13 protein-coding genes and 1 pseudogene are annotated in these 23,874 nt (G+C 40.3%); 7 read left to right on the top strand and 7 right to left on the bottom strand.

The features are described from left to right. Positions 1-12 precede the first annotated feature (12 nt). The 3 genes from AB3G73_RS09705 to AB3G73_RS09695 all read left to right on the top strand — a co-directional run bounded on the left by AB3G73_RS09705 (position 13) and on the right by AB3G73_RS09695 (position 6,436). Complete coding sequence (locus AB3G73_RS09705; RefSeq protein ID WP_320980562.1) at positions 13-1,701, top strand: RagB/SusD family nutrient uptake outer membrane protein; 1,689 nt, start codon at positions 13-15, stop codon at positions 1,699-1,701. A gap of 16 nt (positions 1,702-1,717) precedes the next feature. Beyond that, positions 1,718-3,841, top strand: a complete 2,124-nt coding sequence (gene hepC / locus AB3G73_RS09700) for a heparin-sulfate lyase HepC (protein ID WP_367744664.1) — start codon at positions 1,718-1,720, stop codon at positions 3,839-3,841. Between the two features lie 231 nt (positions 3,842-4,072). Then, complete coding sequence (locus AB3G73_RS09695; protein ID WP_367744663.1) at positions 4,073-6,436, top strand: PDZ domain-containing protein; 2,364 nt, start codon at positions 4,073-4,075, stop codon at positions 6,434-6,436. A gap of 1,150 nt (positions 6,437-7,586) precedes the next feature. On the opposite strand, the gene AB3G73_RS09690 is transcribed toward AB3G73_RS09695, so the two are convergent. Further along, a complete protein-coding gene (locus tag AB3G73_RS09690) occupies positions 7,587-9,038 on the bottom strand; it encodes a glycoside hydrolase family 10 protein (RefSeq protein WP_195650600.1) in 1,452 nt (483 codons plus the stop codon). A 108-nt stretch (positions 9,039-9,146) separates the two neighbouring features. Here AB3G73_RS09690 and AB3G73_RS09685 point away from each other — a divergent pair, with 108 nt between their 5' ends. From AB3G73_RS09685 to AB3G73_RS09675, 3 genes are read left to right on the top strand one after another with little or no spacing between them, the layout of a single operon-like run. Beyond that, entirely contained in the window at positions 9,147-10,577 is a 1,431-nt protein-coding gene (locus tag AB3G73_RS09685) for a carbon starvation protein A (protein ID WP_148364664.1), read from the top strand. Continuing rightward, the gene (locus tag AB3G73_RS09680; RefSeq protein ID WP_148364665.1) at positions 10,574-10,804 is read left to right on the top strand and encodes a hypothetical protein; all 231 of its coding nucleotides are present in this window, start codon (positions 10,574-10,576) and stop codon (positions 10,802-10,804) included. Before AB3G73_RS09685 ends, AB3G73_RS09680 begins: the two co-directional genes overlap by 4 nt. Before the next feature lie 4 nt (positions 10,805-10,808). Further along, positions 10,809-11,294, top strand: coding sequence for an outer membrane beta-barrel protein (locus AB3G73_RS09675; RefSeq protein WP_008999784.1), 486 nt, complete (start codon positions 10,809-10,811; stop codon positions 11,292-11,294). 78 nt (positions 11,295-11,372) lie between these two features. On the opposite strand, the gene AB3G73_RS09670 is transcribed toward AB3G73_RS09675, so the two are convergent. The 3 genes from AB3G73_RS09670 to uvrA all read right to left on the bottom strand — a co-directional run bounded on the left by AB3G73_RS09670 (position 11,373) and on the right by uvrA (position 16,857). Then, positions 11,373-12,155, bottom strand: a complete 783-nt coding sequence (locus AB3G73_RS09670; RefSeq protein ID WP_148364666.1) for a bifunctional 2-polyprenyl-6-hydroxyphenol methylase/3-demethylubiquinol 3-O-methyltransferase UbiG — start codon at positions 12,153-12,155, stop codon at positions 11,373-11,375. A gap of 97 nt (positions 12,156-12,252) precedes the next feature. Continuing rightward, positions 12,253-13,770, bottom strand: a complete 1,518-nt coding sequence (locus AB3G73_RS09665) for a sigma-70 family RNA polymerase sigma factor (protein ID WP_148364667.1) — start codon at positions 13,768-13,770, stop codon at positions 12,253-12,255. Positions 13,771-14,085: 315 nt separating this feature from the next. Next, entirely contained in the window at positions 14,086-16,857 is a 2,772-nt protein-coding gene (gene uvrA / locus AB3G73_RS09660; protein ID WP_148364668.1) for an excinuclease ABC subunit UvrA, read from the bottom strand. 16 nt (positions 16,858-16,873) lie between these two features. On the opposite strand from uvrA, the gene AB3G73_RS09655 reads away from it, so the two are divergent. Then, positions 16,874-18,460 (top strand): glycoside hydrolase family 10 protein, encoded by a 1,587-nt coding sequence (locus tag AB3G73_RS09655; RefSeq protein WP_195650598.1) that lies wholly within the window; start codon positions 16,874-16,876, stop codon positions 18,458-18,460. Positions 18,461-18,538: 78 nt separating this feature from the next. Here the strand turns inward: AB3G73_RS09655 and AB3G73_RS09650 are convergent, their stop codons facing one another. The 3 genes and pseudogenes from AB3G73_RS09650 to AB3G73_RS09640 form a co-directional block, all read right to left on the bottom strand. Next, positions 18,539-19,087: a chromate transporter gene (locus AB3G73_RS09650; protein WP_074637856.1), complete on the bottom strand. Its 549-nt coding sequence runs from the start codon at positions 19,085-19,087 to the stop codon at positions 18,539-18,541. A gap of 127 nt (positions 19,088-19,214) precedes the next feature. Next, a complete protein-coding gene (locus AB3G73_RS09645) occupies positions 19,215-19,757 on the bottom strand; it encodes a chromate transporter (RefSeq protein ID WP_074637854.1) in 543 nt (180 codons plus the stop codon). Beyond that, a pseudogene (locus AB3G73_RS09640) lies at positions 19,754-23,757 on the bottom strand (response regulator). Before AB3G73_RS09640 ends, AB3G73_RS09645 begins: the two are co-directional and overlap by 4 nt. Between the last annotated feature and the right edge of the window lie 117 nt (positions 23,758-23,874).

Raw genomic sequence — 23,874 nt, 5'->3', positions numbered from 1 at the left:
ATAAAGATAGTTATGCGAAATATAAAGAACTATGTAGTAGCGGCTTTCGCTCTGTTTTTATTGGACGGATGTGATTTTCTTGATTACGATGAAACTAGCGGAAAAACCAAGGAAGAAGCCTACAGCTATTTTAATAATATGAACTCATCAGTAGCTTATGTATATAGTTTCTTGCCGACTGATTTTGGGAGGGTGAGTGATGCGATGATGGAATCTGCTACCGATAATTCTGTCTATACTTGGGAGAATAATAGTATCTATTATATAACCAATGGTATTTGGAGCCCTCTAAAGCGTGTCGACGATGGCTGGAGTTTCTGGAACGGAGTTCGTAGCGCCAATTTATTCCTTGAAGATTTTGATCCGAAAGTGCTTGAACGTTTTCAGTATAATGAAGATTATGATGAAATGATAGACAAGGCTTCTAAATTTTCTTTGGAAGTCCGTTTCTTGCGTGCGTTTTATTTATTCGAACTGGCTAAGCGTTATGGGGATATTCCTTTGATAACACGTACTTATACGCAGGAGGAGATTAATTCTGTACGAAAGACTTCATTTGCGGATGTGATAGATTTCATAGCAAAGGAATGTACGGAGATAACCCGGGAAGGGGGACTGCCGGAAGATGGTGTCAGAGGCGAGACAGGCAGGGTGACCAAAGGTGCGGCACTGGCCTTAAAATCAAGAGCTTTACTATATGCGGCGAGTGAATTACATAATCCCGGTCATGACTTGACAAAGTGGGAAGCGGCAGCTAAAGCGGCTTATGAGGTTATAAAAATGAATAAATATCAATTGCCTAAAGTTTCTACTGACCCGTTGTATTCGGATTTGGGGGGTAATGAGGTCTTGAAGTCCAAACAGTTGATTTTTGAGCGTCGTGCCATTGCAACTACCAGTGATTTTGAATCACGTAATGAACCGATGGGATATGAAGGTGCGGAAGGAGGAAATACTCCTACACAGAATTTGGTCGATGCTTATGAAATGAAGGACGGAACTCCGTTTGACTGGAATAATTCGACTCATGTGGCAAATATGTATTATGATGCTTCCAATAAGGAAACACGCGATCCGCGTTTATACAAAAACGTACTGACCAACGGTTCTACATGGCAGAAACAAAAGGTGGAGACTTTTGAAGGTGGTAAAAATAAGATCTTGGATGGTTCAACGAAAACAGGATATTATCTGCGTAAATATATGAATCCGTCCGTATCACTCGACCCGGACAAACCGAATAAACTGTATCATCACTATGTTTTGTTCCGTTATGCCGAAATATTATTGAATTATGCAGAAGCTATGAATGAGTGGAAAGGCCCGGATGCTACGGCAGAAGGATGTCCATTGTCGGCACGTGAAGCCCTGAATCAAGTTCGTGATTGCGCTGATATGAAACATGTGACTGAAAACGGAACTGATTTTACAGCAAAGGTTCGCAATGAACGTCGCATTGAGTTAGCTTTTGAAGGACATCGTTTTTACGACATTCGCCGTTGGAAGATAGCGGGGTTGGATGAAGTCAGAAATCTTTATGGAGTAAAGATAACAAAGAGCGGCACTTCCCTGTCTTATGAAAAGGTGTTATTACAGCAAATGTATTGGAATGATAAGATGTATTTATTTCCTTATCCTCAGAATGAAATTTATATGAATCCGGACTTGGGGCAAAACCCGGGATGGAGTACTGGTAATTAATTAAATTTGAAACAATATGAATTCAAAAATATTTAGTTTGTTTTTTTTGCTGGGTCTGTTCATGACTGCCTGCAATGATGATAAGATTATTTTCTTTGAGAATCATGTCAAGGAAGAGGATAATGGTGGAAGTGAAACATCAGTTCCGAGACTTTTTGAAGTAATCAATCTTGATTATCCCGGTTTGGAAAAAGTGAAAGCATATTATGACAAGAAAGATTACAACTCGGCCACTTCTGAATTGTTGGAATACTACCGAAACAGAGAGACTGTTGTCAATCCTAATATAAATATGAATCAGACCTCTATTGGCGATTTCAATAAAAATATTGCTGACCAAGCCTTAGAATATCGTTTTTATATAAAAGATAAATATGAGTCTAAAGATGCATCAGGAAAAGAGACGTATGTTCTGTTTAAACAAGATGATAAGATAGACTGGAAATATATTCCTGAAAAGTATAAGGGAGATGCTGAATTTGTTTATCAGTTGCATCGTCATCAATGGATGATACATCAGGCTAATGCGTATGTGGTTACTCATGATGAAAAATATGTCAAATCATGGATAGAAGTATATGGTGACTGGCTGAAAACATTTTCTTGTCCTGAAGGGAAAGTGGATAATAGCAAAAATTCGGAGTGGTATGGGCTTCAACCTGCTCATAGAATACAAGCGCAGCTTGACATGATGTCCTATTTTCTTCAATCGGAGAATTTTACTCCTGAATGGCTTTCTACATTTTTGGTTGCACTGTCGGATGGAGTGGAATGTATCCGTAAGAATTATTATAAAGAAACTAATATTCTTATTACCCAAGTGGAAAGTGTGGTTTCTGCCGGAATATTAATGCCGGAATTTAAGAAAGCGGGCGAATGGTTGAATGAAGGTACAGCGAAAATCACTGAACAGGTGGAATCACAATTCCTGGATGATGGAGTACATGTAGAATTGACTCCAGGTTATCATATAGAAGCTGTTTATGCTTGCAATAAGCTTTATAATATGGCACAAGTTAATAATAAAGTCGGGTATTTCCCGGCCAATTATGTCAGCTTATTGAAGAAAGCCGCCCGTTTCGTAATGGATATTACGTATCCTGATTATTCCTTTGATAATTTTAATGATACTGGAGCCAGTTCATGGACTAAAAGCGTATTGTTGGGTAATTTCCGTAGATATATGGCTATGTTCCCTGATGATAAAGAAATTGAATGGATGGCAACCGAAGGGAGACAGGGAAATAAACCCAAAGAACTAATCCAGCTTTATAAGGATGGCGGTTATTATATGATACGCAGTGATTGGGCACCAAATGCAACAATGATGGTTTTGAAAAATAACAATAATCCCAAGAATTATGTGCACTGTCAGCCGGATAACGGGACTTTCAGCCTATATCGTGACGGACGTAATTTCTTACCGGACGCAGGCTTCTTTACTTATGGAGGAGATACTGAAAGTGATGCTTTGCGTAAAGCATATCGGGCAACAACCATGCATAATACGATGACAAAAAACTCGGCTACTATAGCAGATGGTTATATGAACGGAAAATTCTTGATGCAAGAAAGCAAAGATAATATTGATGTGGTTGTGACGGAAAATAAGTCTTATGGTGACTTGACACACCGTCGTGCGGTATTCTTTGTGAACAAGACATTTTTTGTTTTGGTGGATGAGGGCTATGATGTTGGCAAAACTACTCCTACGGTCGATGTGACTTTCAATTTAGGGGAGGCTCGTTATGTGCTTATTGATGATGCTCACGCGGGCTTTCAATATGGTGCTTATACAAATTTTGGAGATAATAATAATATGCAGTTTAAGACATTTGTTGAAACAACTGCTGGTTATCAATATAAATGGAATACTAATTACTCATCTAGTAAACAGAATGAGAAAACACTTCAACGCAAATGGTATCGGGTGAGTATAACTAAACCGATGGGAGGTGCGGCACGTTTTATAACGGTAATTCATCCGTTTACAAATGAGGCTGAACGTGCAAACTTGAATATTAGTGCCAAATTCACGGATAATACAAATGAAACTGCCGGCACATTCCATGCAGACGGTGCTTCTGTAGAAGTCTCTGTAGGTGGTAAAAAGTACGATTTATCTTATAAATTAAAGTAGATTTCTTTATTTTGATAGTTGTATTATAGGTGAGAAAATTGATATAGAGGTAAATTTATGAATTGACTCTTTTTCAGGTAACTGGAATGGTATGGGATTGATTATTTTTGATGTAATACCCATACCATTTCTTTTATGGTACGTAAAGTTATTAAAATTTCATTTACTGTTAATTAAGTATTTTATTTAAGCTATCTTTGCTCGTGCATATAGCCAAAACAATCATATCGTATGAAAACGCAAAGAATAAAAACAATCCTTCTTTTTCTGTCAACAATACCATTTATGAGTATTTATGCTCAATCCATATACTATGTTTCTCCTCACGCATTATCGGGTGGGGACGGCAGTCTGGCAGCACCTTTTCATTTAATTCATGAAGCTGTCGAAAAAGCTCGAAAGGATAAGAATTGTACTACCATCTATTTGAGGGAAGGGAAATATATTTTAGATAAACCTTTGGTGCTGACCTCTGATGATGGTAATGATTTGAAAGAATTAGTGATAAAGAATTATCCCGGAGAGAAAGCCATCATATCGAGTGGAATTATTTTGGACTTGAAATGGGAAAAATACAGAAATGGTATGATGCGGGCTACTGTGAAAGGGAATCCGGTTATGGATATGCTGATTGTGAATGGAGATTTGAAGTCTATGGCACGTTATCCTGATTATGACAAAAACGCAGTCCGTTTTAATGGTACATCTGCTTTGGCAACAGCTCCGGAACGAGTGAAGAAATGGAAGCATCCGGAAGGAGGTTACCTTCATGCTATGCACAGTCATGATTGGGGTGATTTTCATTATCGTATTACTGGTAAAAATGAAAAGGGAGAGTTGCAATTGGAAGGTGGTTGGCAGAATAACCGTCCAATGGGGATCCATAATGAAAACAGGATGGTAGAGAATATCTTTGAAGAACTGGATGTTCCGGGAGAATGGTATTATAATAAAGAAGAAGGCCGGTTGTATTATTATCCTTTACCTGACGAAAAAATAAATGAACTGACGTTTGAAACTCCGCAACTTAAAAACTTGATTGAATTTGCAGGAACCTTATCCGCGCCAGTGAAGAACATAACCATCGAAGGAATTGAACTGACGCAAACGATACGGACATTTATGGAACATTACGAGCCCCTGCTCCGTTCGGACTGGACAATATACCGTGGAGGAACCGTTATTTTCAGAGGAACGGAGAAATGTGCTCTGCGTGATTGTTATATCCATAACGTAGGAGGAAATGGTGTCTTTTTTGATAAATATAATCGCTATTCGGCAGTGACCGGCTCTTACCTGACTTCTATTGGAGCCAGTGCAATCTGTTTTGTCGGAGATGTGGCGGGAGTACGTTCGCCGAGTTTTAAGTACGGGGAATTTGTTCCTTTGGATAAAATGGATGATGCTAAAGGTCCTCAGAATGACAATCATCCTGCTTATTGTGAGGTTTATGATAATTTAATATGTACTATCGGTTTGTTTGAAAAGCAGATTACCGGAGTGGAACTCTCCATGTGCCGTAACATAACGGTAAGTCATAACAGTATTTACAATACTCCCCGTGCCGGAATTAATATCAGTGAAGGTACATGGGGAGGACATATAATCGAATACAACGATATTTTTAATACAGTGAAAGAAACGGGTGATCATGGAACTATCAACTCTTGGGGACGTGATCGTTTTTGGCATCCGGATTATAATGTAATGACGCAAATTACGGATGAAAACCCTGCGTTGATTTTGGCAGATGTAGTTGAACCTATTATTATCCGTCATAATCGATTGCGTTGTGATAGAGGATGGGATATTGATTTGGACGATGGCTCCAGTAATTACCGAATCTACAATAATCTTTGTTTAAATGGTGGTATTAAATTGCGTGAAGGTTTTTATCGGACTGTTGAAAATAATATTATCGTCAATAATACTCTACACCCGCATTTGTGGTTTAAAAATAGCGGAGATGTCTTTTCACGTAATATTGTAATGACCAAATATAAACCTATAAGAGTGTATGGCTGGGGCAGAGAGGTAGACTATAATATCTTTACGGACAGTTTGGCGTATCTTGCAGCCCGTCAACTTGGTGGGGATGCTCATTCCATAGTAACTACAATCAGGTTTATGGATGCTGCGAAAGGTAATTTTAATGTAGTGGACGATTCCGACGTCATAACCAAAGGAGGTTTCCGTAATTTTTCGATGAATAATTTCGGAGTGTTGTCTTCCCATCTGAAACAGTTGGCTGAAAGTCCTGTAATGCCTGTTCCGCTTGTGACAGATAATGCTTTGAATGCTGCTAAAATAATGCTTTGGAAAGGAGTAACGTTTAAGAGTTTGGATACATTGGAAGAACGTTCCGCTACAGGTATGGATATGGAACGGGGAGTTTATGTCGTTTCTGTAGATGCTCTGGGAAGTCCGGTCAGAGATTTTATTGCTCCGAATGATGCTGTTCTTAGTGTAAATGGAAAGCCGGTCAATTATCTGGATGACATGAAAGAGGCGTTGAAAAACGTGAACACACGCAAAAATGTAGAGTTCGTTATTTTTAGAAATCAGAAGGAACATAAAGTTATTATTCCTCTTTGATTTTATATTATTGCTGTCCGATAAATATTCGCTAGGCTTAAAAATTAGGGCTGATTCCATTTGCAGGAGTCAGCTCTTTATGGTTATTTAGCAGTTTTCACGCAAATCCAAATAACCATGTAACGTTTAAAAAATAACTTGGGACAGAGATCGGTCTAGGAATTAAACACCCCATTCTTTCTGTCAACTTCAGCTTCTCCTGAAAAAGATTTTTCATTTTCATTTCTCATATTCTCATAATGTTCTCATAAAGCAGAGATTATCAGATAGATAGTCTATGAGAAATGATTTCTAAATAGGCATTTCTCATACTGCTATGGCAAAATATCGCAGGATTCAGGTCATTTCTCATACTCGTTTTAGGTATTTCTCATCGTATTCTGTCACATTTCTCATTCACAGAAGGGATGGCTTTCTCTGTGTACTGTTCTCTTGTTCCTACGCAATAGCATCTTGCAAACAGTTCATTGTTTATCTGTATGAAATGCACTAATTAATCATTTGTGAATCATTAAGTTATACTGTTTTTTATAAGGGGGATCTCATTCGTTCCACTTTAGTGAACAGATCGTTGCACTCCAGTGGAAAGAATCGTTCACTCTAGTGCAAAGATCTGTTCACTGGAGTGCAACGAACCGGATAGCGGTAAGACAAAACGGTAATGGTGAAGGAAAAACAGATAAGTATACGGTGAATGATACACAGAAAAGCAATAAACAATAGAGAGTTGCTAAGGAAACTGAAGAAGGAAAGGAGTATGAGAATAAGATGAGAAATGACTCGGAACCTATGAGAAATGCACCGTTTTTAGCTAAAAATAGTGAAAATACTATGAGAAATGCTATTTTATGTTTTATTTCTCATAGTGTCATGTAGATGATTTACAGTAGATTAGCTTGATTTTATGAGAACATGAGAAATGAAAATGAAAAATCTTTTGCAGGAGAAGTGAAAGTCGATAACAGGGCAGGGCAAACGCTCAATAATTTAGACACCCTTCTATAGGAGGAATACAGCGCATTTCTATAACAATTGTATCATGATATTGCGAAAATGCATGGTATATGTCTCTACTGTATGGCCTTGAGAGGCTTATAAGGGCGTCAATATTATTGAGCGTTCGCCCTGATAAAGAATCGGTCTTTGTATATCATATCTGCGTCGCTGCACTTTCATTTCCGTAACGGTCTACGGCTGTAACGGCAAAATGTTTCTTACTATTCCAAGGGAGGATGGGAGCATAGATATAACTTGTATCCCGAATACCCTGTGCAACAATATTTTCCGGTCGGCTGATGTCTACCGGATATTCATTTGATGCGTAAATAACATACATCGGCTGATTACGCGAATCATTGTCAGTAGCAGCCTGCCACTTTAATTCCGTATATCCATTGTCGATATTCGTTGTTTTCAGTTCGGATGGAGCCGTAGGCGGAACATTGTCCAGCCACGGCATAGGTGGCTGTAAAGCTGGATATGCATAGAAGTTCTCGGCCAATTCGTCATAAATACCTTGTGTGTTTTCCATTAGATATTTCACTCGGTAGTGTGCTTCACCCGCCAGTTTATGAGTGCGAATGAAATTCATCTGACGGTCAATCTCGTCACGCGTCCATTTTCCTTCGTCGGGATGAAGGAAGTAGATGCCGAGTCCCGGAATGACCTGCCGTCCGTTACTCTGTTCCTGCCAGTCGAGGGCAAAAGGATAGAAACTGTTTCCTTGAAAATACATCATTGGATATATTTGATCCATGATACCTTCGCCAAGCCATCCTTGCGGGTCTTGATAAACGGTAAAGAAGGCGTTCCAACCACGGGAAGGGTAACGCGAAGTGTCCTTGTATTTTCCTACCGGACTGGCACTTAGTTTCACCCATGGCTTCATGGCCTTTACACCTTTATGTATATAGCGTACGATTTCCGAAATATTATCCCGCCGCCACTGTTCCACTGTGCGGCCTTTGCCATATCGGCGGAAGTCGTACTTGTCGGGGAAGAAAGGAGCATTCTCCGGATAGCGCAGATAATCGAAATGCACTCCGTCGATGTCATAGCGACTGACGACTTCCCGCACCAGCTTCATCAGATATTCTTTAGTCCCCGGGTGTCCCGGATTCAGGAAATATTCATTTTTATACGGTACGCAAATATCTTTCATTCGTTTGGTAACAGACCGGCTACCGAGAGAAGCAACATGCTTTCTGTTTCCCAACGGGATAGTCACCATCCAGGCATGACACTCCATGCCTCGCTTATGACACTCTTCAATGGCAAAAGCGAGCGGGTCATAACCGGGATTCCCATCGGATTTCCCTGTCAGGATAGAATTGAAAGGTTCGATGGACGAAGGATATAATACATCCCCGCGTGTACGCGTCTGAAACAGGACAGTGTTGAAGTTGGCAGCTTTCAGTTTATCGAGAATATCTACCAGTTCTTCCTTCTGCTTACGGATACTTTGCGGACTTACAGCACGTGTACGAGGCCAGTCGAGACCATACAAAGCAGTAAGCCAGGCCGCACGGACTTCATACTTGGGCTGCGCAGCCATCGGGAGTAAAGGAAACAAAAGTGAAAGAATGAAAATAGTCAGGCGCATATTCTTTATTTTTTGTTTTAAATCCCTGCAAAGTTAGTAAAAGTGTCGGTATTGTTGGGCTGTTTCGTGAGATTATGTTACATTTGCCAAGCTAAAAAACGACACACTATGATTACATTTACTCTATGCCTGCTTGCGTTGATAGTAGGCTATTTTACGTATGGACGCCTGATGGAGCGCGTCTTTGGTCCTGATGATCGTAAAACGCCGGCACTGACCAAGGCTGATGGAGTGGACTATATCCCTTTGCCAACCTGGAAGATTTTCATGATTCAGTTCCTTAATATTGCGGGATTAGGTCCGATTTTCGGGGCGATTATGGGAGCGAAGTTCGGTACTTCTTCTTATTTATGGATTGTACTGGGAAGTATTTTTGCAGGTGCGGTGCACGATTATTTTGCCGGGATGCTTTCTTTACGTAATGGTGGTGAAAGTTTGCCCGAAATTATCGGTCGCTATTTGGGACTTACGACGAAGCAGATAATGAGAGGATTTACCGTTATCTTGATGATTCTGGTAGGTTCTGTATTTGTTGCCGGTCCTGCCGGACTGCTGGCGAAGCTCACACCGGAAAACTTGGATGCTACGTTTTGGATTGTCGTTGTGTTTGCTTATTATATTTTGGCAACTTTATTGCCTGTAGATAAAATTATTGGTAAAATCTATCCGCTGTTTGCGGTGGCGCTGCTGTTTATGGCAGTAGGTATCCTGGTGATGCTTTACGTCAATCATCCTGCCTTGCCGGAACTATGGGATGGTTTGCAGAATACGAATCCCGAAGCGAGCGAGCTTCCTATTTTCCCGATTATGTTTGTGAGTATTGCTTGCGGGGCAATTTCCGGTTTCCATGCTACGCAAAGCCCTTTGATGGCACGTTGTATGACTTCAGAGCGTCACGGACGTCCGGTGTTCTACGGTGCGATGATTACCGAAGGTATTGTTGCCCTTATTTGGGCTGCCGCCGCTACTTACTTCTTCCATGAGAACGGAATGGGAGAGAGTAATGCTTCCGTTATAGTAGATGCCATTACAAAAGAATGGCTGGGGGCAATCGGCGGAGTGCTCGCTATTTTGGGAGTGATTGCAGCCCCGATAACTTCGGGAGATACGGCTTTCCGTTCCGCCCGTCTGATTGTAGCGGACTTTCTGGGACTGGAACAAAGAAGTATGCGTCGCCGTTTATACATTTGTATTCCGATGTTTGTGGTAGCTATCGGTCTGCTTTTGTACAGTCTGCGCGATGCAAATGGATTTAATATGATATGGCGTTATTTTGCTTGGGCTAATCAGACATTGGCGGTGTTTACCTTATGGGCCATAACAGTATTTCTGGCAGTATCCAAGAAACCTTATATCATTACTTTGATACCGGCACTGTTCATGACGAGTGTGTGCTCTACTTATATATGTATTGCCCCCGAAGGATTGGGACTTTCGCACGTGATTTCTTACAGCGTTGGTATAGCGTGTGTAGTGATCGCTGCTGTCTGGTTCTACGTTTGGCTGGGCAAGCAGAAAACAAGAAAATTATCAGAATGAAGAAAATAAAAAAATCAACAGGAGTGGCAATTGCATTCCTTATTTATGTATCCGTAACAGCGGCTTATTTGTTGCCTCGTAATACGGAAGTCAGCTTAACGGAGAAAATAATTACGGTGGCAGTTTCTTATGTCATCGTCTTTCTTCTTTGGCTAGTGCTTCGGAAAAAGGAGCAAATGCGTGAACGCCGCAAAAAAGACGAACAATCTATTCACTTAAAAAAGTAAGTTTATGAAAAAATTAGCTTTGGCACTTTGCTTATTGGCAGTCTCTTTCACTGCACAGGCGCAATTTGAGAAAGGAACTACGATTATTAATCCTTCATTATCGGGATTGGACTTTTCGTATAGTAAAAATGATAAAGCAAAGTTTGGTGTTGGTGCACAAGTCGGTACATTCTTTGCCGAGGGTATTGCCTTGATGGTAAATGCCGGAGCCGATTGGTCGAAACCGATAGACGAGTATACATTAGGTACGGGAGTACGTTTCTATTTCAATAAAACCGGTATCTATTTAGGTGGAGGACTCGACTGGAATCGTTTCCGCTGGAGTGGTGGCAAGCATCAGACTGACTGGGGACTGGGTATCGAAGGCGGATATGCTTTCTTCCTTTCGCGCACGGTAACGATTGAGCCTGCTGTTTATTATAAATGGCGTTTCAATGATGGCGATATGTCACGTTTCGGTGTCAAGATAGGATTCGGTTTCTACTTATAATAGTTGGATTTAATATATTATCCCTCTTGGTAAGCGAAAATTTGCCAAGAGGGATTGATGTATCTTAATCTTATAAGTTTATTCTTTTTGTTTTAAGATGTAGAAGCAACTTGTGCTAGCGAAATTCCTCAGGTAAGGTATTTCGGAAATCATTTTATTCAATTTATGTGGGGATAGCCCGAATTTTATTTTATAATGCGGGTTGATGAACCATAGTTGCCTGTTTAGTATTTTTAGATTTTTCTTTTTAATTAATCTTTCGAATAATTCTACCGTTACACCTGTCTTTTTAATGGAAAGTAATTCATTTATACAGTCAGCATCCGCTCTAAAAGCTTTCAGAAGTAATCGGTATATGGAAGTGGGGAATAAATGAATAAAAGGCAAACAGGACAAAATTTGGTTTCTACATATTTGTTGATGACCTCCGAACGGCATTTGCCATGCAGGAAATGTCATAAAGACAATACCTTGTGGTTTCAGGTATTTGCTCAAATTAGATAAGAATAGTTCTTTTTCTGTGATGTGTTCAAATACATCATGGCAGATAATAATATCAAAATTCTGCTCCAATTCCTTTAGCTTAAATATATCTGCTGCTATAAATTCACCTTCTGCATGAGATTCATTAAAAAAAGTTTTTGCATCTTTAATACGACTTTGGGCTATGTCAACTCCAACGGTATTACATCCAATTTCCGAAAAAGGAAGTAAGTTACCTCCATCACCACAACCAATTTCTAATACATTCATTTTTGCTTCTATTGTATGCCAATACTGGATATATGGGATAAAATAGTTCCTACTTGTTATAGACAGTTCTTTGAAATAGATATTTCTGTTTTGATGACGCTCTTGCATAATAATAGTTCATGTGTAATGATTGATACAATTAGAATAACTTTCTATAATCATGATAAATTATTCCTTGAAAGACTGCATGATGATCGTTCTTTTTTTACCAGGATAGGCGAATACCTATAGGTAATGTCACATCGAATGGCTTTGTAGTCCTAATTGTATTTAGTGTACTTCCATTATTAAAGTAGTAGCGTAAATTAGGTTCTGCATAGATTCCGATAGAGGATGTTATATGATACTGGATTCCTATACCAAAATCTGCCGACCACTGTAAACGTGGATATAGATTACTCATCTTTTGATATATAATTTGCCCATTATCTGATGTGAGTTCTTCTAATGTTGCTCTTACAGGTATATCCAAAGTTATTCCTGCGGAAGTATATATGGAGAATCTTTTTTGTTTCCATATATTGAAAGAACCTTTGAATGGGATTCCTATATAACTGATTTTCTGTACTTTTTCTAAATAGGAATCGTTGATGATAGTGAAATCAGAACGTAAGTATGTATACCGTACTCCGGTTTCTATGCCCCAATGTTCATTTATATTCTTACGCACCGAAAGTGATAGCGTAATGGGAATATGATGATATGATTTTTCTACTACCTCTTTGGAATCTCCGGATGAAATATCACCGGGGATTCTTGAGCGTTGAGTGTTGGTTTGTTTTTCTCCTCCTGAATAAGATAAAGCTAATGACCAATTCTTTTTATCGTTGGAAAGTTGTTTGATTGTATAAGCGGAATAATGTTCTTGCTGCTTTGGGGTATCTTGCTTTTCTGTTATTTGATGATAAAAAGAGTTTATGCTGTCTTTCTCTTCTGTAGCACTGTCTTGCAAAATAACCTTTTGTGTGGATAAATTTCTTATAGGTTCGGAATGTACATACTTGGGAGGAGCAGACACATAATCTTGGCTCAAAACAGTTTTTATGGAATCTTTTAATAATATATTTGCAATTTCGTGTTCTTTCTCTTTCTGTGTAATTGCTATATTTTGTTTTGTAATGATAGTATTCTTAGATATATATAGCCATATTTGTATAGAAATAATAGATGATAATATAAATAATCCTATGACAATGCGGTATTGGGAGATGAGCTTGCGTAGCATATCCTTTGCTCTTGACAATTGCGATGAGGAAGAATGAGGGGCTATGTTTAATAATAAACTAATCTCTTTGTGAGACAATCCTTCTAATATGGCTAATTTGAAAACTGTGCTATATCCCTCCGGGAGTGATTCTATCATTCTGAGCATCGTTTTGTAAGGTGGAAAATCATTGGATGGGAATGTATCCACAGGGTCTTCTTCCTCACTTATTTCTTCTAAAGAGATTGTAGTCATCGAATTGCGCTGTTTTAAATATCTTAAAGATATATTTTTCATTATCGTCCCCATCCAATGCTCTAATTTTTCAGGAGAATGTAAGGAATCTATAGATGTGTAGATGATAATAAAACCGTCATGTAAGAGGTCTTGTGCTATTTGTTTGTCAGAGACATAATGAAAGCAAATTTTTATCATCTTATCGGCATAGGTTTGGTAAAGCCAGCTTAAAGTTCGCTCATCTCCTTTTTTACACAATTCTACAAGTTCCTTTTTGTTCATATGTTTTATTATCTGTACAACACTCTATAATAAATATGATACACAAAAATTAAAAAGACTGCATGTCTTTTGCTATTTTAACATTTATATTCTTTGCTTTTAGTGGTGAGGGGAAGATGCAGTACGTCAGGATATGGACGGTCTGAGAATTGTTTATAGCCTTTGCTTACCTGAGTGTTGATCGACTTGTTTGTGTTAAGAAGTAAAGATGCAATTGGGGTAAAAAATGAGAGCAAGATTTTGTACATATCTACCAAAAGTAGATAGTACAAAGATCTTGTATATGTAGGGAGAAATACAACGAAATAATAATGCTTATCCCAGTTTTTCTTTCAGGAACTGTCCTGTATAGCTTGCTCCGCAAGCGGCAACTTCTTCCGGAGTGCCCACTGCTACAATGTTTCCGCCCTTATCTCCACCTTCCGGTCCGAGATCGATTACATAATCGGCACATTTGATGACATCCATATTATGTTCGATGATAACGATGCTGTGTCCCCGGCGAATCAGTGCGTCGAAAGCATCCAGAAGTTTGCGAATATCATGGAAGTGTAGTCCTGTAGTCGGCTCGTCAAAGATAAACATCGTGGGGTCGGCTTTCTCCTGGCTCAAATAGAATGCCAGTTTGACACGTTGGTTCTCACCACCGGAAAGAGTCGAAGATGACTGCCCTAATTTAATATATCCCAATCCTACATCCTGCAAAGGAAGCAGCTTCTTTACGATTTTCTTTTGTCCATGTTCATTGAAGAATTCAATGGCTTGATTCACGGTCATTTCCAATACATCATAGATGCTTTTATCGTGGAATTTCACTTCCAGCGTATCAGACTTGAACCGTTTTCCATGACAAGATTCACACTCCAGTACCAAGTCTGCCATAAATTGCATCTCTACAGTAATGGTTCCTTCCCCTTTACACTCTTCGCAACGCCCGCCTTCACTGTTGAAGCTGAAGAATCCGGGAGTATACCCCATTTGTTTAGCTAGTGGTTGTTCAGACCATAGTTTACGGATTTCGTCGTAAGCCTTGATGTAGGTCACCGGATTAGAACGTGATGATTTACCAATAGGATTCTGGTCTACAAATTCTACATTTCGCAGGTCGCGCAAACTTCCTCCGATTGAAGAGAATTCTCCCGGTCGGTCACTGCATTCATCCAATTCGCGTTTCAATGCCCGGAAGAAAATGTCTCTCACCAATGTACTCTTTCCGGAACCGGAAACACCGGTAACGACTGTCATTACATTAAGTGGGATGCGTACGTTTACTCCTTTCAGGTTATTCTCACGTGCACCTTTCAATTCTATATAATTATTCCACGGTCGGCGATGCTCCGGAACGGGAATTTCATCTTCTCCCAAAAGATAACGTACCGTATAGCTGTTGCTTCCCTTCTTCAAATCCTTCATATCGCCTTGGTAAACAACCTCTCCACCCAGACGTCCTGCATTAGGACCTATATCAATAATGTAATCTGCGGCACGGATAATCTCTTCATCGTGCTCTACCACCACTACTGTATTGCCTAATTGTTGTAGTTGACGCAACACATGGAGCAGACGGTCCGTATCACGGCTATGCAGTCCGATACTTGGCTCGTCGAGAATATAAAGGCTACCAACAAGGCTACTTCCCAGTGAAGTTGCCAGATTGATACGCTGACTTTCTCCACCCGATAAAGAATTACTAAGCCGGTTCAAAGTCAGATAGCCCAAACCTACATCAATTAGAAAACGAATCCGGCTATTTATTTCAACCAGGATACGTCGGGATACGTTGCTGTCGTGCTCGTCCAGTTCCAAATGATCGAAAAATTGCTTCAGCTCTGTGATAGGCAAATCTACCAGTTCGGAAATGTTTTTTCCACCCACCCGGACATATCCGGCTTCCGGTTTCAGGCGAGTGCCGTGGCATTTCGGGCAAAGTGTCTTTCCGCGGTAACGTGCCAGCATTACCCGATATTGTATCTTATATTGATTCTCTTCCAGCATCTTGAAGAAATCATTGATGCCATGGAAATATTGATTTCCTTCCCAAAGTAAACGGCGTTGCGCATCTGTCAACTCATAATAAGGAGTGAAAATAGGGAAGTCGAATTTATCCGCATTGTGAATCAGTTCTTCTTTCCATTCACCCATCTTTTCACCTCGCCAGCACACGATAGCACCTTCATATACGGATAAGGAACGATCCGGAACAACTAAATGCTCATCAATACCGATCACTTTACCGAATCCTTCACATACGGGACAAGCACCGATAGGAGAGTTGAAAGAAAACATCTGGTCATTAGGCTCTTCAAAGGTGATACCGTCTGCTTCGAATTTAGTGCTGAAAGTATGTAACTTCGTAGTTCCGTCTGATAGATAAAAACGCAGCATACAGGTTCCGTCACCTTCATACATGGCTGTTTCGGCAGAATCGGTCAGTCGACTGATGGCGTCCTTGCTGTTGGCAACAGCCATACGGTCTACCAGTAGATATACTTCATCACCTGCCACAGGCGTATATTCATCGATACGCTTCATCTCCCCGTTCACTTCGATACGGTTGAACCCTTGTTTCAGGTCTATCTCCAGTTGCTGTTGCAAGGTGCGGTCTTCACGCAGGCGGATAGGTGTCAGTACCGTATATCTTGTACCTTCCGGGTATGAGAGCATGCAGTTGACAATGTCTTCTGTAGAGTGTTTCTTCACTTCTTGTCCGCTGATGGGACTATATGTTTTCCCTACCCGTGAATATAACAGGCGTAGATATTCGTAAATTTCAGTCGAGGTGCCCACGGTAGAACGGGGATTACGGCTGTTCACTTTCTGTTCGATAGCAATGGCGGGAGGAATTCCTTTGATAAAGTCACATTCCGGCTTGCTCATTCGCCCCAGGAACTGACGCGCATAACTGCTTAGACTCTCCACGTAGCGGCGTTGTCCTTCTGCATAGAGAGTATCAAAAGCGAGAGATGATTTTCCCGAACCCGATAATCCGGTGATGACAACAAGCTTGTTGCGGGGAATATCTACATCGATGTTTTTTAGGTTGTTGACGCGTGCGCCTTTGATCGAAATATAGTTGTTTTCTGACATAAAATACTCCTTTTTTATGGTAGTCGGCAAAGTTAGCGAATTTATCGGGAGTTTGTATTATCTTTGCGTCACATTATTACGATTTAAGAATATTATGAAGCTGAAAAACTATCTTTTACTTTTAGCTCTTCTTCTGGTGGTAGGAGTGAGGGCGCAGGTGCCGTCAGGCAATAAATATCCTAAACGTGAATTCCGTGGAGCATGGATACAAGCTGTTAACGGTCAGTTTCGTGGCATTCCCACAGAGAGATTGAAACAAATATTGATTAGTCAATTGAACTCTCTTCAGGAAGCCGGCATTAACGCAATCATCTTTCAGGTACGCCCTGAAGCAGATGCATTATACGCTTCCCAGCATGAGCCGTGGAGCCGTTTCCTGACAGGAACGCAAGGTCAGACACCTTCCCCTATGTGGGATCCGATGCAGTTTATGATTGAAGAATGTCAGAAACGGAATATGGAATTTCATGCCTGGATCAATCCTTACCGCGTGAAGACCTCATTAAAGAACAAGTTGGCACCGGAACATATTTATCACCAGCATCCGGAATGGTTTGTTACTTATGGCGATCAGCTATATTTCGATCCGGCACTTCCCGAAAGCCGTGAACATATCTGCAAAATTGTGACCGATATTGTGTCTCGTTATGATGTAGATGCTATTCACATGGATGATTATTTCTATCCTTATCCGGTTAATGGGTTGGATTTTCCGGATGATGCGAGTTTCGCCCGTTACGGTGGAGGTTTCACCAATAAGGCAGATTGGCGTCGTAGTAATGTGAATGTGTTGATAAAGAAGCTTCATGAAACGATTCGTGGCATCAAGCCATGGGTGAAGTTCGGTATTAGTCCGTTCGGTATTTATCGTAATCAGAAAAGCGATCCGTTGGGAAGTAACACCAATGGTTTGCAGAACTATGATGATCTTTATGCCGATGTGCTTCTTTGGGCACGTGAAGGATGGATTGATTATAATATTCCGCAAATTTATTGGGAGATTGGTCACAAGGCTGCCGACTATGAGACATTGGTGAAATGGTGGGCTACTCATTCGGAAAACCGGCCGTTATTTATCGGCCAGTCAGTGCCAAAGACTGTTCAGTTTGCCGATCCGCAGAATCCTTCTATCAATCAGCTTCCCCGTAAGATGGCTTTGCAACGTGCTTACCAAACAATCGGAGGAAGCTGTCAATGGTATGCAGCAGCTGTTGTTGAGAATCAGGGTAGATATCGTGATGCTTTAATCAGTGAATATCATAAATATCCTGCTTTGATTCCAGTCTTTGATTTTATGGATGATAAAGCTCCGGGCAAGGTACGTAAGATGAAAAAAGTATGGACAGAAGATGGTTATATCCTTTTCTGGACAGCTCCGAAAGCTGATACAGAGATGGATAAGGCAGTTCAATATGTAGTCTATCGTTTTGATAGTAAAGAAAAGGTGAATTTGGACGATCCTTCCCATATTGTAGCTATCACGCGTAATCCATTCTACAAACTTCCTTATGAAACAGGAAAAACGAAATGCCGTTATGTAGTGACAGCTTTAGACCGCTTGCATAATGAATCCAAATCTGTAAGTAAGAAGTTGAAACTTTGATTATTTGATAGTTGATAGTTGATATTTGAAAGTGACTATGCAGCATAGCGCAGCTAACTATCAATTATCAACTATCAACTAATAAAGTAGTAGCCCTGCAATGCCGCAGCCGATAATCATTAATATCGGATTGGCTTTGTATTTTCTTGTTCCGATGAAAGCGATCAGGAATATAATGATACTGATGACGAACGAATAAGTATCTTTCGTAGGCGAACCGAAATTCTCCACATTCATTAATACTAGCGCAGCGGAAGCGAGTAGTCCTACTACTGCCGGGCGTAGCCCGTCGAAGATAGATTCCACCACAGGATGTTTCTGATACCTTAAAAAGAACTTGCTAATGGTCAGCATCAAGATAAAAGAGGGGAGGACCACTGCAAAAGTTGCAATGATGGAACCCCAAACACTTCCGGTAGAAGTAAACCCTACATAGGTCGCTGCATTAATGCCGATAGGTCCCGGAGTCATCTGACTGATTGCTACAATATCAGTAAACTCCTGTGAACTCACCCATCCGTAACGGGTAACCACTTCACCTTGAATCATGGAAAGCATGGCGTACCCACCTCCGAAACCAAAGAGGCCAATTTTGAAAAATGTATAGAATAACTGTAGGTAAATCATGTGATTAATAATTTATTATATAATAATTTTAGGCACGGATTACACGGATTTCGCAGTTTTTGGAATTATGAATCTGTAAAATAACAGCGTTAATCCGTGTAATCCGTGCCTTCTCAACTCTCCTTTCTTAGCTCTTGACTTTTCTAAGTTTTCCCCACAGGAACCCTCCTACACCGGCAGCAATGATAATCCAGATAGGGGAGAAGCCCAACAGCCAGATTAATAATGCCGAGACAACAGGAATCCACAGATTGTAGCGGTTGATTTTAGCGGATCGTCCCATGGTAAATGTCGGTGCCGCGATGAGTGCCACCACTGCCGGGCGGATTCCTTTAAAAATACGTTCCACTATCGGATTGTCTTGGAAACTATGAAAGAACAGGGCGATAGCTAATATAATAATGAAAGACGGCAAAATAGTACCCAATGCTGTGATAATACTTCCCCGGATGCCACGCAGCTTATATCCTATGAAGATAGAAATATTGACTGCCAGAATTCCCGGAGCGGATTGGGAGATAGCCAACAGGTCTATAAAATCTTCCTGCGCAATCCATTTTCGCTTGGTGACAATTTCATTTTCAATCAGTGGCACCATTGCATACCCTCCTCCAATGGTAAAGGCGCCTATTTTAAAAAAGATTCCAAATGCTTCGAGATAAATGTTCATTCTTTCTTTTCTCCTCCTTCCTTACTAGCTGTTTTTTTCTCTTTGCCATACTGGCTGGGACTTACATTAAAATGCTTCTTAAATACTTCGCGGAAGTACTTGGCATCACTGAATCCCGTCATTTCTGCAATTTCTGTTATGCTATGTGTGTCTTCTTTTAGTAATTGTACGGCACGTTTCAGACGAATCAATCGGATATAATCTCCCGGTGCCTGATCGGTTAGCGCCCTTAATTTGTTGTAGAAGCTTGTGCGACTCATTCCCATCAGGCTGCATAACACATCTACTGTGAGAGCCGGATTGTCGATGTTGTCTTCCACATTCTTTTTAACGTTTGCAATAAACTTCCAGTCAATATCCTGTGAACAGTTGATGCAGTCTTCGTCATTTTCCTCATCATTCAGATCCAGGTTTGCGTATTTGCTGCGCAAGAGTGCACGATTAGCCAATAGATTGGCCACATTTGCTTTCAGTATACCAATGTTGAATGGCTTCACAACGTATTCATCCGCACCAATCTGAAGTCCCGAGAGAATATCTTTTTCATTATTCAAAGCAGTCAGCAGGATAACGGGGATGTGGGAAGTCTCGATATTGTTCTTGATAGCCTGGCATAATTCATCACCCCGCATTTCCGGCATCATAATGTCTGAAATAACCAGCTCCGGCTTGTACTCGGGAATAATCGTCAGTGCTTCTTTTCCATTGGAACAAACCTGTACGACATATTCTTCGGATAACGTTTGCGACAGATAGTTGCGCAACTCATCATTATCTTCCACAATTAAGATACGACGATGATTTATGTTTTCTTTCTTCTGTGCGTTTTCGTAGATTTCAGGCGATGAAGACGGAACGTTTTCGATTTCTATACGCTGTTTGCTCGGAGTTGCCAGATGTGCTTTCCGGAAACGCTTGCTGTCTTTGGGGAACGTTATTTTGATAACTGATCCCTGGTTTTCGATACTTGACAGATTAATCTTTCCTTTGTGCAAACGGACTAACTTCCATACAAGCATCAGACCGATACCACTTCCTGTTACTTTGGAGTTAATGGCATTGCTGCCGCGGAAATGGAGCTTGAACAGCTTCTTTTGTTCGTTAGCCGGAATTCCGATTCCTGTGTCTCTGACTTCCACACTCCATGAATCTGTTGTTTCAGAAACGAAAACCTGTACATTTCCATTTTCGGGAGTATATTTCAATGCATTCGAAATGATGTTCTTAAAAATAGACTCCATTTTCTCTTTATCAAACCATACATTCATATACCTGAAATTACTTTCATAAGTGAAGTTGATATGTTTGATGTTGGCGTACTGCTGAAATGCATTGAATATTTCATTCATAAACGTGTTTAGTTCATGCTCTGAAATATATAGCTCGGAAGAATATACGTCCGCTCTCTCAAAGTTGATAAGATTGGTCGTCAGGCGTAGCAGGGCATTTACGTTTCGTAATGCCGTATTCATGTTCGAAATCCCTTCTTTGCTCAACTCCTCTTTCTCGCGTAGCTCTTCCAAAGGTGCTTTGATAAGGGTCAATGGGGTACGGATATCATGCGCTGTATTGATAAAGAAATGTATTTTCTCATCGGAGACTTTGCGTTGCTTCCTCAAAATCAGTATACGCAATAGGACGATGGCAATGAGACAAAGGATAGCTGTATAAACCAGCATGGCCCAGAATGTCAGCCAGAAAGGTTGGGCTATGATAATATCCATACTTCTTTCTTCAAGCATGATGCGTTTGTCTTCATTGGAGATGGCACGTACCCTTAGCGTATATTTGCCCGGGGCAAGATTGGTGTAACGAATCGTGTTCTCTGTTCCGGGTTTGCTCCATTTATCATAGAAACCTTCTAGCCTCCAAGAGTAAAGAATATTGGAAGGATAGTCATAGTTGATGGAAGAAACCTGCAAAGAGAATATGTTTTGATTGTATTTTAACTTTAGTACCTTTGTATCATTGATGCTTGCTTTCAACGGAGAATCCTCATCACCCGGATAGATTGTTTGATAAAAAAGCTTGAAATCGCTGAAAATCATTTTAGAAGAATAACTTCTGGGCAATTTCATATCCTTGTCAAATTCCACTGCTCCGTCAGAACTGCCTAAAATGAATTTATTGTTTTTCCGTAACGTACCTGATAGCGCATTGAAATGGGTGGTCATCAATCCCATATCTTTGGTCCAGTTATAGAATTTTTTCTCATTGGGATAAAAACTTGTCAATCCGCTTTCTGTACTCATGATTATATCTTTGTCCGCATCCGATAATATGGTATAGATATTATTGGATATCAAAGCACAGTTTTCCGTGTGGTAATGAGTGAACAGTTTTTTATTAATATCGTAAATCAATAGTCCCGACCCGCTGGTACCTATATACAATGAACCGTTTTTTGCTTGGTACAGGGAATAGATATAGCTCGACTCTACCGGAAGTTTTATGCGCTCGAATTTTCCGGATTCTTTATCTAAAAGACATAGGCCGGTGGCACTACCGATCCACATACTTTTTTCATCTTTCTCAACGATGGCGGTAATGGAATTTAATCCATCATAAAACCGTACTTCCTGCGTCTTCAGATTAATACGCTTGAGGTTGTAGAATCCTCCCGACCAGATATAACCCTGCATATCTGTACGAATATCACGTATATATTTATCCGGTCGCTTGTTTGTATGAGTGTACAAAGGCGGCATGAAATAGCTGACACTGAACGTTTTCTTATCTATCTGGTAAGCACCGGAAGAGTACCCGCCTGCCCAGATAATTCCGGGAGCCACTTCGCATATAGTAAGAAAGATATGGCTTTTATTACCTTGCGACTCTTCAAAAGCACTAAGCACCGATCGCCATTGTCCGGTCTTTGAATTAAAAAAACTGATGCCATTGTTCGTTGCAAACCATAAATCTCCCTCTCTGTCTTCAATAATGGCATTTACTTGATCGTTGATTAAAGACTGTTTGTTACCGATGGAGTGCTTAATCCATTTGTAGCTCGTATAACGGTTGTTTTGTATCGTGATTCCGATGGGATAATTAGCCAACCATATCCGTTCTTCATCATCCACAAAATGTCATTGATACTGTTACCGTTCATGCCACAATTACTGTTATAATCAGCCACAATTTCGGGTACTATTTGATAAGTATCCATATTTATTTTGTGTACTCCTCCGCCATCGGTAGCTATTAATAACTCTTTGTCATTTAGCGGCTTGAACCGTGTGATACTGATATCTTTCAGGTTATAATCCGGTCGTATGACGGATTTGGTATTCATATCATAAACCATAATTCCCCGCAAGAAAGTGCCGATGAATAGTTTCCGAATCTTTTTGTCGAAGTGTAAATCGCTTACTTGGGCTTTCACGCTCTCCAACTTATCGCAATTGATAAGTTTCAATGCGTTGTTTTCTAATTGGGCATAATGAATCCCCATTTCCGTACCGATGAAGAAATGCGATTCGTCTATTTGTTCAATATCAGTGATTTCTTCACTTATATCATTCTTTATATGGGTGACTTGTTTGGTGTCCGTATTATAGAGAAAGATAGTATCTTTATTGCATAGCCAGATGTGTTTGTTCTGGTCGAGCCAGGCATAAGTGACCGGGTCCGGCTGTTCGCTGAAACTTTCCATCGGTAATTTATATACAAGACTGAAGCAGTCGTGAATCTGGTCATACCGGAATACTTTTCCTTTTTTCCCGATTTCCCATAAGACTCCTTCCTGATCAATATAAAGCCAGTTTAGATTTAACAGAGAGTTCACTTCTGCGTCACCATCCATTAACTTATATCGTTTAAACTCTTTTCCATTGTATCGATCAATACCTTCGTGCGTGAGGAACCACATGTATCCGGTTTTATCTTTTTGAATGCAGTAAACCCGCCGGTTACTTAACCCATCCTCCACTCCGAGATATCGATACGTCTGCGCGACACAAATTAGAGGAAACAATAAGATTAGAAAAAGCCATTTTTTCATACAAATAGGACTTTTAAGGGTTATTGAATCTTTTATGAGGGGGAAAGTTTGACAAAATTAAGAAGATTTTTTGATATTACAAAATTTTGATGAAAGATAACAGCGCTCCAAAAATGA

This window comes from Bacteroides sp. L008, from assembly GCF_040812255.1.
In the GTDB taxonomy this organism is placed as follows: Bacteria; Bacteroidota; Bacteroidia; order Bacteroidales; family Bacteroidaceae; genus Bacteroides; species Bacteroides vicugnae.
The sequence above is the reverse complement of the archived record's forward strand: the minus strand, read 5'-3'. Positions and strand labels throughout refer to the sequence as shown.

Bases quoted from the DNA above. Each gene is read 5' to 3' on its own strand.
- AB3G73_RS09650 (WP_074637856.1), bottom strand. From the start codon at position 19,087: ATGATTTACCTACAGTTATTCTATACATTTTTCAAAATTGGCCTCTTT.
- AB3G73_RS09655 (WP_195650598.1), top strand. From the start codon at position 16,874: ATGGTAGTCGGCAAAGTTAGCGAATTTATCGGGAGTTTGTATTATCTT.
- uvrA (WP_148364668.1), bottom strand. From the start codon at position 16,857: ATGTCAGAAAACAACTATATTTCGATCAAAGGCGCACGCGTCAACAAC.
- AB3G73_RS09685 (WP_148364664.1), top strand. From the start codon at position 9,147: ATGATTACATTTACTCTATGCCTGCTTGCGTTGATAGTAGGCTATTTT.
- AB3G73_RS09680 (WP_148364665.1), top strand. From the start codon at position 10,574: ATGAAGAAAATAAAAAAATCAACAGGAGTGGCAATTGCATTCCTTATT.
- AB3G73_RS09690 (WP_195650600.1), bottom strand. From the start codon at position 9,038: ATGCGCCTGACTATTTTCATTCTTTCACTTTTGTTTCCTTTACTCCCG.
- AB3G73_RS09645 (WP_074637854.1), bottom strand. From the start codon at position 19,757: ATGAACATTTATCTCGAAGCATTTGGAATCTTTTTTAAAATAGGCGCC.
- hepC (WP_367744664.1), top strand. From the start codon at position 1,718: ATGAATTCAAAAATATTTAGTTTGTTTTTTTTGCTGGGTCTGTTCATG.
- AB3G73_RS09670 (WP_148364666.1), bottom strand. From the start codon at position 12,155: ATGCAAGAGCGTCATCAAAACAGAAATATCTATTTCAAAGAACTGTCT.
- AB3G73_RS09675 (WP_008999784.1), top strand. From the start codon at position 10,809: ATGAAAAAATTAGCTTTGGCACTTTGCTTATTGGCAGTCTCTTTCACT.
- AB3G73_RS09665 (WP_148364667.1), bottom strand. From the start codon at position 13,770: ATGAACAAAAAGGAACTTGTAGAATTGTGTAAAAAAGGAGATGAGCGA.
- AB3G73_RS09695 (WP_367744663.1), top strand. From the start codon at position 4,073: ATGAAAACGCAAAGAATAAAAACAATCCTTCTTTTTCTGTCAACAATA.
- AB3G73_RS09705 (WP_320980562.1), top strand. From the start codon at position 13: ATGCGAAATATAAAGAACTATGTAGTAGCGGCTTTCGCTCTGTTTTTA.